Raw genomic sequence first — 15,874 nt, 5'->3', positions numbered from 1 at the left:
ATCTGTTCTCCCATTTTCTGTCGAAATCTTGAGATAGTGCTGTGATCCGGAGCTCCAAAGCCATCGAGAAGCCACATGAAATGGATATCCCTTTTGCAGAGCTGTTCAATCTTACGGCTTGAAAAAGAGTCGTTCATGTAGCCATAGATGAATATCTTCATCATGATATCCTCGGGTATGGCACCATTCCACTTGCTTACAATAGTGTATTCTTCTTTTTGATAGATCTCATCTATAACATTGCTCAATACTCTGACAGGTGAGCTTTCTTCGATGTAGATCTCATAATTCATGTTAAGACGCACTTGACAATTTCTCATTTTTGTGGTACAATCCTTTCGTTGGTTTGATGTTATATTTGCAATTACATTATACCACAAAATGAGACGCCTGGCACTACCTTTTTGGTGTGTCAGGCGTCTTTTTCTTTGTTGGGGCTGCAACAGCCCCTTTTTGTTTGATTGTTCCTTCGGGCTGATTTATAACGAGTGTTTTACTTTATAGAAATCCATCATTTCTGTATCGTCATCGAAATCATAATTGTAGATGGCTGCCATGTTTGTTTTATAATAGTGTTCTGCATAATCGTCTTTCTTGATGAAACTTGAATTTTCTTTAAAATAGACAGGCATTCTGAAATCAGGCTCCATGAACTTTAATGTTAATGAATTTGCTCCTGCGCTTTTAGCGTCTTCGATTATTTTGTTCTCTGATATGAAAGTTCTTATTTCGTCCTCGAGTTTATCTTCTGATTCAGGGACTTTTTGTATGAAAAAGTATGTTTCATAGATATATCCGCCATGTCTGTCGTCTATGAGATGATGAGCTTTTGGTATCTCAAAAATATTATCTTTTGAACGATCGTAGAATGTCCTGTCATAAATTGCAAGACACATGAGGGCTACAAATAGTATTACGCTGACGATGATAAGTGATTTTTTCTTCTTTTTAGATATTTAAATCTCTCCGTTTACAAAATGATATCATGGGGCTCAAATGCGGGGATAGCGCCGTCACGCAGAAGCACGCTTTGTCCGCTGTAAATCTCGTTGAAGATATTAGCAGGCGGGATACAGTAAACGTCCTTGCCCTGAGAAATGGCGTGGCTGGCGGTGTTTATCGAACCGCTGTGTACTCCCGCCTGAACTACCAGCACAGCTTTGGAAAGCCCAGCAATAAGGCGGTTTCGTATGGTAAAATACTCCTTCGCAGGATCTTCAAGAGGTGGATATTCCGATATTACAGCTCCTTTTTGTGCAATAGAGTTTTTCAGCTCCCCACTGTATCTGGGGTAATCGTAGTCTATACCGCAGCCAAGTACTGCCACTGTCATGCCATCGGCTTCGATGGCACCGGTGTGTGCGGCGGTGTCGATGCCTCGTGCGAAACCGCTGATTATGGGGTGACCCTCCCTAGCTTTGGTTCGGGCGAAGTATTTTGCAACATCGACGGAATATGGTGTGGCTTCACGAGAGCCTACTATCGTAAGCGAAGTACGCTCTTTGAGAACTTTTGCATCACCGAGACAATACAGCGCCATGGGCGGGCAGTCGATCTCCAGGAGGTTTTCGGGAAAATCCTCGTCATACCGCGTTATTATTCCGATGCCCCGTTCGTCACAGTAGCTTTGTATCTGCTCGGTCAGCGAGAAGTCAAAAGCTTTTGCTGCTGCAGAAAAGCTGTGCGGGATATCCTTGTCGGTCTCATTTTGCAGAACGTCCAGCAGTTTTGCAGGGTCATCATATCTCTGCATCAGAGAATCTATCCCCGCCTTGCCCGGCGTGTAGATCAGCGAAAGTGCGAACAATGCTTGTTTATCTGTCATAGACATATCATCACCCCTTATGTTGTTTTTTATTTTATTGTATCATATCTTTTTGTTGATTTCAACAGATTTTTTGATTTTTCTGACGAAGTTACAACTTAGCGTTGAAATTGCAAATATATTATGATATAATATCCTCATATTATAGGGGCGAGAGGTGATCTGATTGATAAGTAAAACTGATTTACAAGGGACTTGGGAACTTTATCTCGATTACGAGTGCACAGGTGAAAATGTTGTTTTTAACGAAAATATTAAACTGCCGAACACGACTTCCAATGCCCGCAAGGGAAAGATAAACGAAAAGCGTGAAACGGGTCATCTGACAGATTCTTACAAATTTGAGGGCTGGGCGTGGTTCAGGCGGAAGATAGATACAAATGCTATGAAATGCTCGGCGCTGGAGCTTTTTCTTGAACGTACGCGCATCACAGAGGTATTTGTGGATGGGGTTTCTCTTGGGGTACAGGAAAGTTTTTGCGCGCCGCATATTTACGACCTTACCGAATTCATCGGTACAGGTGAGCGTGAGCTTGTCATAAAAGTGTCGAATGTGGGCTATAAGACAAAGGGCGGTCATATGACTTCACCCGATACCCAGACTAACTGGAACGGCATCGTTGGCAGGATAGAGCTTATCGCTTACGGTGAGGCGCACTGCAAAAACGTTGTCATCACCCCTGATATCAATGCTGGTACAGTAAAGGTCACAGCTGATATTATCGGTTCAGAAAGCGGCAAGGCTGTGATTTCTGCTGCTGAATATCCCGACGGTACACCTGCTTCTGAGCCTGTGGAGTTTGATTTTACTGACGGCAGACTTATCGCAGAATACCCAATGTGTAAGAATTTTAAACTCTGGAGCGAACACACCCCTGATCTGTACGAACTTTGTATAGACATCTGCGGTGATACTACCAGTCGTATTTTTGGTATACGAGAATTTGCCGCCGCAGATGGTAAATTCACCGTTAACGGCAGACAAACTTTTCTGCGGGGCAAGCACGACGGCATGATATTCCCGAAGACCGGCTATGCTCCCTGTGATGTTGAAGATTGGCTGAGGGTTATGCGTATATCCCGCAGTTTTGGCATAAATCACTACCGTTTCCACACCTGTTGTCCCCCTGAGGCTGCTTTTATTGCGGCGGATATCCTGGGTATTTATATGGAACCTCAGCTTCCGTTCTGGGGGACTGTCCATGCTCCCGATGAAGAGGGTTACAACGCCGATGAGCAGGAATTCCTTATCTCCGAGGGCTTTGCCATGCTCAGGGAGTTCGGCAATCACCCCTCGTTCTGCATGATGTCCATGGGTAATGAGCTCTGGGGTAGTAAGGAGCGCATCAATCAGGTTATGGGTCTGTACAAAAATGCGGACAAAAGACATCTGTATACACAGGGCTCCAATAATTTCCAGTGGACACCCTGTGTGGTTGAAAACGACGATTTCTTTGTGGGTGTAAGGCTGGCTAAAGACAGGCTGATACGCGGTTCTTACGCTATGTGCGATGCACCCCTCGGCCATATCCAGACTGACAAGCCTGCCGCAAATCATTCATATGACAGCGTGATCGTGCCACATGATCACCATTCATCGTCTGCCATATCCGAGGACGGTACAGTGCAGATTCAGTACGGCACCACCATGAAGACCGTTAAAGCCACCGAAGCAGATGCTGACCTAGTACCCGAGATACCGATAGTCACCCACGAGATAGGACAGTTTGAGACTTATCCCGATCTTGATGAGATAGAGAAGTACACAGGCTCGCTTAAAGCCCGCAATTTCGTGGTGTTTCGTGAGCGCCTTGAATCCAAGGGTCTTGGTCATCTCGCTAAGGATTTCTTCTATTGCTCAGGTCAGCTGGCTAAGGCTTGCTACAAAGAGGAGCTTGAAGCCGTTTTCCGCTCGAAGCTTCTTGCAGGATTCCAGATACTGGATATACAGGACTTCTCGGGACAGGGAACTGCGCTGGTGGGTATGCTGGACGCTTTCATGGATAACAAGGGCATCATAACCCCAGAAGAATGGCGTGAATTCTGCAACGATGCGGTGATACTGGCAGTATTTGACAGCTACACTCCGCTGGCGGGCAGTGAATTCTCATTTGATATCAGGCTTGTCAACTTCCGTTCCAAGGGCCTTGCAGGCAAAAAGGTTGTCTACCGATTCGAGTGCGGTGAAGTCTGCGAAACGGGCAGTGCCATAATAGATTCCAATGAAAATTATGCGGACGTATGCGGTGGCATAGTTTCGCTTCCTATGGTAGATAATATAACTTCTGCAGTTCTGACTGTTGAAGTCGAGGGCACGGATATCCGAAATCACTACGAGTTAGAAATCATTCCCGATGTTCAGAAAGTCAGCATGGAGGGAGTACATATTTTTACGGAAGTCAGTTCAGAAGCTGAAAAACTGCTCGCCGATGGCAAAACTGTGCTGATATTTCCGAAACCAGAAAAGCTTGAAAATTCCATTGAGGGTTTTTACTGTCAGGATTTCTGGTGCTATCCAATGTTCCGTGAGATATCGAATATGATGGATAAGCCCGAGCCTGTGGGTACTATGGGTCTTGTGAATGATGTATCTCATCCTGCGCTGAAAGGCTTTGAGTGCAGAAAGTATTCAACTCCCGCATGGTGGGATATCGTGATGTCATCGAAGTGCGAGATACTTGACGGAAAGTTTGCTGATAAGCGTGTTATCGTCCGCATGATCGACAACTTTGAGCGAAATCATGACCTTGCTATCTTGTACGAATATGATATGAGCGGCGGCAAGGTAGTTGTCTGCACAAGTGACTTTGAAAAGCTCATGGCATCAGCTGAAGGCAGGGTGTTTTTACGGTCAGTTGCCGATTATGTGCGCGATGTTCCGTGAGTCTTGTACTTTTGTACAAATTGCTGTGTTTCAATTTGTATCTAGTGATGAAAGTGTGAGATAAGTTCATTAAAATGTTGAAATTTGACAAAAAGATGTGCTATAATTGAATAAACAATTATGAAGGCGGTGCAGCTTTATGTCGGATCTAAACAGGATAAAAGTATACAAATATAAAAATATTGCAGCGGCACTGGCTGTGATGCTCTTGTCTTTGGTTGCGCTTTCCACATCCTGTGGAAATAGTGCATCTGAAAAAAAGGCAAACAGCCAAAAAAGCGATACTGCCGAATCTTCCGTTGTAGCGGCAGAAGACAAAGACAGCGGCAAAAGCAGGCTCACCAAGAATTATAAGTATAAAGAAATGAAAAACGTCGGTGAGGGTCTGCTGGTTCAGGTAGACAGTGCTCACCCTTTCACGGGAACGGTGGGAGAGACCGAGCCGCTCTATTCGTACCTTTTCGCAAAGGATGGCAATATGCTGATGAGCGCCGCATATCCCAATGATGAAGCACGTTCCGATATGCTGAGACAGCTGAATAATCTTGCAGTGGATTTCAAGGGCACCTACGGGCTTGATACCCTTATGATCACTTCACTTATGCCCGATGAAGAATCAAAATCCAAGACAAATGAATCCAGTATCGGTTCATGCGCTGATCTAATGATCAATTCAAACGGTGAGTATAAGGAATTCACAGGTACTGAGGATTATGCGTGGATACCCAACAACTGCTACAAGTATGGCTTTGTAATGCGTGGCACTAACAGGCTAAGGTACGTTGGCAAAGAAGCGGCTGCATGCATCAGGGATATGGGTAAGGCAGACGGTCCTGCTGACTTTGATACCATGCTTGCTGATATCAAGGACTACACCTTTGAAAAGCCTCTGTATTTCACGGCTGACAATGGCGTGGAATACGCAGGATATTTCGTTCCCCTGAGTGAGGATGCGACTACAAGCATTCCTGTTCCCACAAGAGCGGACGAATCGGAATATAAAACTTTTATATCGGGTAATAATGTTGACGGCTATATTATTTTCGTTGACCTTTCAGGCGAAGTCGGGAAAGATCAAGGAGTGGATGCAGAGTAAGTTCTGCACTTAGCCGACAGATAAGGAGAATTTTTATGCAGAAGGAAACCATCGAACTTAGTTTTGATTACGACAAGGCGGGCATCAAGGATATTGGTGACAGGGCGACTCTTGACTGCTACTATCACACCCTCACCGAGGAGATAGGCAGAAAAAGACACCGCGCCATGATAATCTGTCCCGGCGGCGGATATGATTTCTGTTCCGAAAGGGAAGCTGAGCCTATAGCGTTCAGGTTCATCGGCTACGGAATATGCTGTTTTGTGCTGAGATACACCTGCCAGAGAGCTTTCCCACAGAATGCTCTTGAATGTGCGGCGGCGATAAAGTATGTCAGGGAGAATGCGGAGAGATTCGATATCGACCCTGACAAGATCATAGTAACAGGCTTTTCCGCAGGAGGACACCTTGCGGCAACAGTGGCAAATCTCTGGAACGATGAGATACTCACCAAGCCTCTTGGCTGCACTCCCGAGGATATCAAGGTCAACGCTTCGATGCTTTGCTATCCCGTTATCACCAGCGACCCAGAATTTACCCATGAGGGTTCGATACTGAACCTGCTCAGGGGCAGGGAAGACGACAAGGAGCTCAGGGATTATCTGGCTATGGAAAAACACGTAGGTCCTCACACTCCCCATACTTTCCTTTGGCACTGCTCCGATGACGGCTGTGTAAGGGTGCAGAATTCTCTGCTTTACATGACAGAGCTTGCAAAGTACTGGATACCCTTTGAATCCCACATCTACGAGCATGGCGGACACGGTCTTAGTCTTTGCGACGAATCCACCGCTACATGGGATGGTCATATCCAGCCCATCTGCGAAGCGTGGACAGATGCCGCTGTAAAGTGGGCGCTGAGAGTTTAATCTGATTTTTTCAATTGTTTCATATAAGCACTCTGCCCGAAAGCAGCACCAGGCTGCTTTCGGGCTTCTGCTTTGTGTTAACACGTCGGTGACTTCCTGCATAATATGTACCATGATCGACAGGAGGTGCATTTATGTCGGAAAAATATTTTCTTGGCTGTATGACACAGCAGGGGTTCTCGACGGAGTTTGGCAGGCTGATGGATGAAAATGACCGCTTTACTTATATTCTTAAAGGCGGTGCAGGTACGGGCAAATCTTCACTAATGAAGCGGATAGCCGATGAATTTGAGAAAAGCGGGCACGTTGTAAGGTTCTATTGTTCTTCTGACCCCGCTTCTCTTGATGCGGTGATGCTTGAAAACGAGGGGGTGCTGATCGTGGACGGCACTTCGCCTCATGTTTTTGACCCTGTGTATCCCGCAGTTAGGCAGAAGATAGTTGACCTGGGTCAGTTCTGGGATGCTGAAAAGCTGATGACTGACAAAGATGAAATCATTGAAGTTACGGATAAGAACAAATCACTGCTGGAAAGGGCAAAGAGGTTCTCGGCGGCGCTGTCGAATGTCTGCAACGATAGTTTCAGCTGTTCCCGCGGCTGCATCGACGAAGAAAAGCTGGATGCGTTCCTTATGCGTTTTTACAAAAAGATACTTCCGCGCAAGGGTAGCGGTTTCGGAAGGCAGGATATCCGTCAGCTTTCGGCACTAACCGAGTATGGCTGTATGACCCAGACCGAGACCATCGGCTGTTATATCGAGAAGTATCTTCTCCATGATGATGACTTCGCCTGCGCCCATTTGATTTGCGAAAAGACCGCCGCAGAAGCTGTCCGCCGTGGTTTTGATGTGATACTATGTCCTTGCCACGGGCTGAACAATACAGCTTACGAACATCTGCTGATACCTGAACTGGGTCTTGCGCTGATATCCTCAACGCCCCTTAATAAGCTTGTTCCGGAAGGATGTGCAAAGATAAATCTCTCACGGTTCTACGACAGATCAGCAATAGCGCGATACCGCAGCAGGCTTAAAATGAACAGGCTTACAATGGATAGCCTTGCAGAGGAAGTATATGAAACTATAAAGTCGGCGAAAGTGGTTCACGATGATATAGAAAAATTCTATATCGCAGCCATGGATTTTGAAAGTCTGGATAAACTCGCAGAGAAACTTATAGCTGAAATAAAACACAGATAGACCGAAATAGGCACTTTTGTCATTAGCATGGCAGAAGTGCTTTTTCTTTCCTTTTGTTATATATAATAATAAATTTAATTAATTTACTCTTGTAAAAAACCTTAAGATATGGTATAATTTAAAGAAAATCATTTTAAAATGGGGGTAGTGTTGATGTTCAAGTGGAGGATAGGCAAGCCCGATGCCGAAAAGGTCGAATATTTCTTGAAAAAGACCGACCTTAACAGGCTGGTGCTTGAGATTCTTTCCGCCCGAGGAATAGATGATGAGGATAGTATTGTAAGCTTTTTTACCGAGCAGGAGCTTGAAGACCCGTTTGCCATAAAGGACATGGACAAGGCTGTTGAAACCATTGAACAGGCTGTTGATGCCTACGAACTTATCTGCGTTTACGGCGACTATGACTGCGACGGTATAACTTCGACTTCGATACTTTTCAATTATCTTGAAAGCATGGGCGCGAATGTCATGTACTATATCCCCGAGCGAGAAGCGGGTTACGGCATGAATATCCCGGCGATAGAGGAGCTTGCCGAAAAGGACGTAAAGCTCATAGTTACGGTGGATAACGGCATTTCTTCCGTGGAAGAAGCAAAGAAATGCCGTGAGCTTGGAATCAAACTTGTTGTCACCGACCACCATCAGGTTGGCGAAGTTCTTCCCGATGCAGAAGCCATAGTTGACCCCCACCGCCCCGACTGCCCCAGCAGTTTCAAAGACCTCTGCGGTGCAGGTGTTGCACTGAAACTCTGTGCGGCGCTTGACGGCGGAAACTACGACGCGGTTCTGGAACAGTATTCCGATCTTTGCTCCATTGGCACAGTGGCTGATATCGTACCGCTGAAAGGTGAGAACAGGACTCTGGTAAAATCCGGTTTCAGATATCTGCCGAATACCGAAAATGCAGGTCTGGGTATACTTCTGGACAAGCTGAAGATCGACAGGACAAAGATAGTTTCCGACCATATCGGTTTCAGGATAGGACCTGTTATAAACGCTTCTGGCAGATTTGGTTCGCCGCTGACAGCTGTTAAAGCAATACTCAGCGAAGATCCCGAAGATGCGGAAAGTTACGTTGACACCATGATAACCCTGAACACCCAGCGCAAAAAGTGTGAACAGGATATCATGAAAGATATCGAGGACTACATAAGGGATAATCCCAGTGTCCTTGATCACAGGGTCATCGTGCTGGCGGGAAAAGGCTGGCATCACGGTGTTATCGGTATCGTGGCTTCAAAGATACTGGATAAGTACAGCAAGCCTGCCATAATAATCTCCATCGAAGATGGCGGCATGGCGAGAGGTTCTGCGAGGTCGGTAAAGGGGCTGAATATACACAGCTGTCTGACCTACTGCGCCGATCTGCTGACAAAATTCGGCGGACACGAATGTGCAGGCGGTTTTTCGCTGAAAGAAGAGGATATCGAAAAGTTCAGGGCAAAGGTCTATGAATTTGCTGCCGGTATAGAAAAGCCCGCAGTCAAGACACTTTATGCGGATAAGGTACTGATGCCGGCGGATATCGACGTTGAAATGGTCAAGGGATTGAGCGTTCTTGAACCCATCGGCGAGGGCAACGCCAAGCCTCTTTTTGCCATACTGGGTGCGAGAGTTACAGATATAATCGGGCTGAAAGAAAATGCCCATACAAAGGTGGCTTTCAGCTACGGCAGAACTAACGCTTATGCATTGATGTTCGGACAGGACCCAACAAAGTTGTGTTTCGCCAAGGGCGACCTCATCGATATGATGGTGGAGCTGGATATAAACGTCTTCAACGGCAAGGAATCAGTTTCGGTGAAAGTGGTCGATCACAGACTCAGCGGTGTTAAGCAGGAGAGATACTTCGCTGCAAAGGATACCTACGAGAAGATATTCAACGGCGAGAAAGTCCCCGTAAGCTTTGTTAAAAAGGTCATCCCCGAACGTGCTGAACTTGTGGAAGTGTACAAGTACCTCAACAATGTCAGGGAGATAAGCCTTGATGCTCTGTTTATGAGACTTTCAAGCGACAGCATGAACTACTGCAAGCTCAGGATAATCATAGATATTTTCAGGGATAAAGAGCTGATATCTTATGACGGGGCGACTATGATGATAAATATGCTTCCTGCCCACAAAAAAGTGGAGCTGGAAGAATCGGATACACTTGTGAAGTTAAGGAAAATGACTGAAGAAAATTAATGAGAGGGTGTAAAAGCTTATGTCTGAGAATAATCGAACCAACGGTGACGAAGTGCCTAGAAAAAGCACTTATGAAACAGCAGAGGGAAGTCTGCCCATACCTGCGTATATACTTAAAGCCAGCAGGCAGGTATATACCATAGATATGATAATCCAGAAGGTGATAGACAGCGAAAAGCAGTACGACCTTTCAAAGATCGTATCTGCCTACGAACTTGCCGAAAAGTATCATCATGACCAGAAGAGAGAATCGGGAGAGCCTTATATATCTCATCCCATAGCAGTAGGTTATATCCTGCTTGAACTGGGCATGGATACAGATACCGTCTGCGCGGCACTTCTGCATGATGTGGTTGAGGATACCGACTGCACTCTTGAACAGCTGCATAAAATGTTTGGCATAGATGTTACCATGCTGGTAAACGGCGTCACAAAGCTGGGCGAGGTGGAGATATTCACTAAGGACGAGCAGAAAGCCGAGAACATCAGAAAGATACTCCTTGCCATGAGCGAGGATATCCGAGTTATCATAATCAAGCTGGCTGACAGGCTTCACAATATGCGCACGCTGAATTTCTGCCGTGATGACAAGAGAAGAACTATCGCCCGCGAGACCATGAATATCTATGCGCCCATCGCTCACAGACTTGGTATACGTTCCATAAAGGACGAGCTGGAAGATCTTGCCTTTTTCTATCTTGACCCCTTTGCCCATGAGGAGATTGAACAGCTGATGGCTATGCGCCGTGACAGCCGTGAAGCTCTGGTGGAGAGTATCAAGGACAAGATAGCAGAGCGCCTTGCCAAGGAATTCAAGCCCGCACCAACAGTTTCCGGTCGAGTTAAGAGCAACTACGGCATCTATAAAAAGGTATACCGCGACGGCAAGGACATCGATGAGATATATGACAGATACGCTGTCAGGGTCATTGTAAACACCGTAAACGAGTGCTATAACGTGCTTGGCATTATACATGATATGTTCAAGCCCATACCCAACAGATTCAAGGACTACATCTCCACCCCAAAGGCGAATATGTACCAGTCACTGCACACCACTGTAATCGGCAGAGAGGGCATACCCTTTGAAGTACAGATAAGAACATGGGATATGCACCGTCTGGCTGAATACGGAATCGCTGCTCACTGGAAATACAAAGAGGGCGTAAAGAGCAACGCAAAGGACGACAAGCGCCTTGCGTGGATAAGGCAGATAATCGAGAACCAGAAAGAATCCAACGACGTTGAGGAGATAGTAAGGGCGATAAAGAGTGACCTTTCTCCCGAGGACGTTTTTGCGTTCACACCCAAGGGCGACATGATAACCCTGCCTGTTGGTTCAACTGTAATCGACTTTGCTTATGCTATACATACCGAGGTCGGACACCGCATGAGCGGCGCAAAGGTCAACGAAAAGATGGTATCCTATGACCATAAGATCAGCACAGGCGAGATAATCGAGATACTTACCTCAAATGTGCCCGGTCACGGACCCAGCAGGTCCTGGCTTAATATCGCCAAGACCAACGAAGCTAAGTCCAAGATACGCTCATGGTTCAAGAAAGAGCGCCGCGAGGAGAACATCTTTGAGGGCAGGGCAGCCCTTGAAAGAGAGTTCAGAAAGCACATGATACGTGTGCCCGAGGACGAGCTTGAAGAGTTCCTGCATCTGGATATGAAGCGCCACAACTGCGACACACTTGATGATTTCCTTGCAGCCATCGGTTACGGCGGTGTTCAGCTTTCAAAGCTGATGCAGAGGCTGAAGGATTCATACAACAAGAAGTACGGTGAAAAGGCTGAAGAACCCGAAGAACAGCTGGTAAAGCCAGTTAAATCATCGTCGGGTGTTGTGGTGGACGGCATTGAGGACTGTATGATAAAGTTCGCACAGTGCTGTAACCCTCTGCCGGGTGACGAGATAATAGGTTTCATCACCAGAGGTCACGGTGTATCTGTTCACAAAAAGGACTGCGTGAATTATCTCACTCAGCTGGAAAAGGGCGAAAATGCAGAGCGCTGGGTGAATGTCACCTGGGCACAGACCAGCGGCAAGAACAATACCACCTATTTCAAAACAACGCTGGATATCGTGGCGGTTGACAGAATAGGTCTGCTGGCTGACGTATCATCGACACTGGCGATGATAAACGTATTCATCTACGAATCAACCTCCCGCGAGCTTAAAAACGGCAACGCGCTAATGTCGATAACCGTCAGCATAGCGGGCATGGATCAGCTTAAAACTGTTATGAGCAAGCTTCAGAAGATAAAGAATGTCATCTCTGTCGAGAGAAGCGGAAAGTAGGTCGTAATGAGAGTAATCAAATTAAAGCCGCTGAGCATCTGTGAGACCAACAGCTATCTGGTCATCAGCCAGCAGAACAATGCTGTGCTGATAGATGCGCCTTACGATGCGCCTTATATATTAGAAGAACTGAAAGCGAACAACTGCACGCTGAAACAGATATTTCTGACTCATGGTCATTTTGACCATATCGGTGCTGTGGCAGATCTGGTTGAGGCTACGGGATGTGATGTGTATATCCACCCGCTGGACGAGAAGATGCTCCGCACAGGCGATGAGATGCTGGCAACACTTTTCAGGTCTAAGGGCTATAAGTGCTATAACGGCGACGTCAAGCTTTTCACCGAGAACGATATCCTGCGCCTTGACGAACTGGAATTTGACATACTTGAAACTCCGGGACATACTCCGGGTTCGGTATGCTATATCTGCGGTGATGCGATGTTTTCGGGAGATACCTTGTTCAGCAGGTCCATAGGACGTACCGACCTTGAGGGCGGTAACTTCCAGCAGATGAAAAAATCCTTGAGCCGCATAGCTGATTTGGGCGGCGACCTCACAATCTACCCCGGACACATGGGCACTACAACCCTCGACACCGAGAGAAAGTACAACCCATATCTCAGGGAGAATGCGGGCGGTGGCTACTGATGACGCTAATTCTCAGCGGTAACGACTACAAATACGAGCTGGAGGGTGTGCTGAAACTTTTCATACCTGCCACAAGGTTCGAGCATAAGTATGCGGACAACACCGATGTTTCCGATGACTACGTGTTTGCAAGGGTCAAGGAAACAGATAGAACCGTATTGATGTACGTGATATGCAGTTATAAAGGTGTTAAGAAACGACAAGGCAAACTGCTTTACAAACCAGATTCTCTAAATATTGACAAGGAATTATACTTGTCACGTATACTGTACAAAGTTCTGTCGGAGATAACTGGCATTGTTCCAAAATGGGGTGTGCTTACCGGTATACGACCCGTGAAAAGGGTAAATACATGGCTGAATGAGGGCTGTAACAAGGATGAGATATACTCACGCTTGCAAGAAGAATACCTGTGCAGTACGGAAAAATGCGATATCGCATTTGCCACAGCCAACACACAGAAGCAGATACTTGACACTCTGGACAAGAAGTCTTTCAGCCTTTATGTGTCCATACCATTCTGTCCCACCAGGTGTTCTTACTGCTCATTTATTTCCCAGACCCTGGACAGCGGCAGAAAACTTATTCCCGAATATATCGACAAAATGTGCCGTGAGATAAGGCATACAGCGCTGATAACCAAGGATCTCGGGCTGAAACTGGACACCGTCTATTTCGGCGGCGGTACACCGACTTCCATAGAAGCTTCACAGCTTGCGGCGATAATGAAGTGCATCGAGCATAGTTTCGATATGTCATCGGTGAGGGAATATACCGTCGAAGCGGGAAGACCCGACACCATCACTGAGGAAAAGCTTAGGACTATCAAGGAAAACGGCTGTACACGAATTTCAATAAATCCCCAGAGCCTTAACCCTGATGTCCTTGCTGCGATAGGACGTTCTCACAGTGTAGAACAGTTTTATGACAGCTACGATCTGGCACGCAAAATAGGCTTTTCCTGCATCAATACCGATGTTATCGCAGGTCTGCCAAATGATACTTTTGAAAGCTTTTCGGATACTATCGACAAGTTGCTCAACTTGTCACCTGAGAACTTCACAGTACATACCCTTTCGATAAAGAGGGCGGCACTGCTGAATCAGGGGGATAAGGAAGTTCTCAAAAACCCCACTGATGAGATGGTGGATCATGCCACAAAACGTCTCTGGGAGTGCGGCTATTTGCCATATTATCTGTACAGGCAGAAAAATATGGTCGGAAATCTTGAAAACATTGGCTGGTCAAAGCCCGGGCATGAAAGTCTTTACAATATCTACATCATGGAGGAAGTCCAGACTATCCTCGCCATTGGCGCAGGGGCTTCAACCAAGCTTGTAGACTATCCCGACAGGCTGGAACGTGTTTTCAACTATAAATTCCCGCTTGAATACAACAAGCATTTTGATCTTATGCTTTCCAGAAAGGATGTAATTGAGGAATTTTATGGAAATTCTCAGAAAAAATGATCTTATAGAACTTGAAATAACAGATATTTCCAATGACGGCAACGGCGTCGGGCATTACAACGGCATCACTATCTTCGTACCTGCGGTGGCTGTGGGTGATGTTATCAGCTGTCGGATCGTTAAGGTGAAAAGCTCTTTTTGCTATGGCAGGGTTGAAAGCTTGATAAAAGCTTCCGAAGACAGGATCGAATCCGATTGTCCTGTAAGCAAGTATTGCGGTGGCTGTTCTTTCAGGCATATCAGCTATGAGGCTGAATCTCTTGCCAAGGATAAATTTATCCGTGATTCTTTTGAGCGGATAGGCAAGCTTTCACCTGAATATTTGCCATTTTGCGGGTGTAAAGACATTGACCTTTACAGAAATAAAGCTCAGTACCCTGTTGCCGATGATAACGGAAAAGCCGTCTGCGGATTTTACGCAAGACGTTCTCACCGCGTAGTGGAATATACCGGATGCCGACTCCAGCCTGAGATCTTCACTGAGATAGTTGAGTTTATCATGGCTTTTGTCAACGAACATCATATCCCTGCTTATAACGAAGTGGCGCTGAAAGGACTTTTAAGGCACATTTATTTAAGACGTGGAGCATATTCGGGACAGATAATGGTCTGTCTCGTTGTCACCGATTTTAAAAAGGCGGCTGTCTTTTCTAAGCTTGCATCGCTGCTGGCGGAGAAATTTTCCGATATCAGAACAGTTGTGCTGAACGAAAATCCCAGAAATACCAACGTTATTCTGGGAAACAAAATGAAAGCTCTCATTGGTGACGGCACCATAGCCGATACCATGTGCGGGAATACTATCTCCATCTCTCCGCTGTCGTTCTATCAGGTCAACACTCAGCAGGCTGAACTGCTGTACTACAAAGCCGCCGAATTTGCCGGACTTTCTGAGGATTCGACCCTGCTTGACCTTTATTGCGGAACAGGTACGATAGGACTTTCAATGGCTAGACAAGTAAAAAAACTTGTCGGAGTTGAAGTCATTCAGGCAGCCATAGATAACGCCAATGTTAATGCGAAAGCCAACGGAATCACAAACGCCGAATTCATCTGCGGCGATGCGGGAACAGTGGCGAAAGTACTGTATGAGCGCGGCGAACGTCCCGATGTGATAATCGCTGACCCTGCGCGAAAGGGCTGTGACAGGGCTTCGTTGGAGTATATGGCTAAGATGTCACCCGACAGGATAGTGATGATATCCTGCAATCACACCACAGCCGCCCGCGACTGTGCTATTCTCGGTGAACTTGGCTACAGCTGTGATAAGGTCATGGGATTTGATCTATTCCCACGCACCACAAGCGTTGAGACCCTTATCCTGCTGACCCGCAAAAGCTAATTTTTCCGATAATAAAAAAGTTCCGATAGACTGAACTATCGGAA

12 protein-coding genes are annotated in these 15,874 nt (G+C 46.3%); 9 read left to right on the top strand and 3 right to left on the bottom strand.

The annotated features are described in order from the left end of the window. The 3 genes from BM265_RS16235 to dprA form a co-directional block, all read right to left on the bottom strand. Positions 1-293: transposase (locus BM265_RS16235; protein WP_207646999.1), on the bottom strand; the 293-nt coding region annotated here is incomplete at its 3' end. Between the two features lie 186 nt (positions 294-479). Continuing rightward, positions 480-896: a hypothetical protein gene (locus tag BM265_RS16230; RefSeq protein WP_074963037.1), complete on the bottom strand. Its 417-nt coding sequence runs from the start codon at positions 894-896 to the stop codon at positions 480-482. Between the two features lie 74 nt (positions 897-970). Continuing rightward, a complete protein-coding gene (dprA, locus tag BM265_RS16225; protein WP_242940877.1) occupies positions 971-1,825 on the bottom strand; it encodes a DNA-processing protein DprA in 855 nt (284 codons plus the stop codon). A gap of 166 nt (positions 1,826-1,991) precedes the next feature. On the opposite strand from dprA, the gene BM265_RS16220 reads away from it, so the two are divergent. The 9 genes from BM265_RS16220 (at position 1,992) to rlmD (ending at position 15,830) form a co-directional block, all read left to right on the top strand. Then, the gene (locus BM265_RS16220; protein ID WP_074963035.1) at positions 1,992-4,709 is read left to right on the top strand and encodes a glycoside hydrolase family 2 protein; all 2,718 of its coding nucleotides are present in this window, start codon (positions 1,992-1,994) and stop codon (positions 4,707-4,709) included. A 139-nt stretch (positions 4,710-4,848) separates the two neighbouring features. Continuing rightward, complete coding sequence (locus tag BM265_RS16215; RefSeq protein WP_074963034.1) at positions 4,849-5,805, top strand: M15 family metallopeptidase domain-containing protein; 957 nt, start codon at positions 4,849-4,851, stop codon at positions 5,803-5,805. A 35-nt stretch (positions 5,806-5,840) separates the two neighbouring features. Then, entirely contained in the window at positions 5,841-6,674 is an 834-nt protein-coding gene (locus BM265_RS16210; protein WP_074963033.1) for an alpha/beta hydrolase, read from the top strand. Between the two features lie 134 nt (positions 6,675-6,808). Further along, the gene (locus tag BM265_RS16205; RefSeq protein WP_074963032.1) at positions 6,809-7,873 is read left to right on the top strand and encodes an ATPase; all 1,065 of its coding nucleotides are present in this window, start codon (positions 6,809-6,811) and stop codon (positions 7,871-7,873) included. A 138-nt stretch (positions 7,874-8,011) separates the two neighbouring features. Further along, positions 8,012-10,060: a single-stranded-DNA-specific exonuclease RecJ gene (recJ, locus tag BM265_RS16200; protein WP_242940876.1), complete on the top strand. Its 2,049-nt coding sequence runs from the start codon at positions 8,012-8,014 to the stop codon at positions 10,058-10,060. A gap of 19 nt (positions 10,061-10,079) precedes the next feature. Continuing rightward, complete coding sequence (locus BM265_RS16195) at positions 10,080-12,368, top strand: RelA/SpoT family protein (protein WP_081358499.1); 2,289 nt, start codon at positions 10,080-10,082, stop codon at positions 12,366-12,368. Between the two features lie 6 nt (positions 12,369-12,374). After that, complete coding sequence (locus BM265_RS16190; RefSeq protein ID WP_081358498.1) at positions 12,375-13,019, top strand: MBL fold metallo-hydrolase; 645 nt, start codon at positions 12,375-12,377, stop codon at positions 13,017-13,019. Beyond that, entirely contained in the window at positions 13,019-14,488 is a 1,470-nt protein-coding gene (gene hemZ, locus BM265_RS16185; RefSeq protein WP_074963030.1) for a coproporphyrinogen dehydrogenase HemZ, read from the top strand. The genes BM265_RS16190 and hemZ overlap by 1 nt, the downstream gene beginning before the upstream one ends. After that, a complete protein-coding gene (gene rlmD / locus BM265_RS16180) occupies positions 14,466-15,830 on the top strand; it encodes a 23S rRNA (uracil(1939)-C(5))-methyltransferase RlmD (protein ID WP_074963029.1) in 1,365 nt (454 codons plus the stop codon). The genes hemZ and rlmD overlap by 23 nt, the downstream gene beginning before the upstream one ends. The last annotated feature ends 44 nt before the right edge of the window (positions 15,831-15,874 follow it).

This window comes from Hominimerdicola alba (assembly GCF_900112155.1).
GTDB classification, from domain to species: domain Bacteria; phylum Bacillota; class Clostridia; order Oscillospirales; family Ruminococcaceae; genus Hominimerdicola; species Hominimerdicola alba_D.
This window is presented reverse-complemented; position numbering and strand designations above follow the sequence as displayed.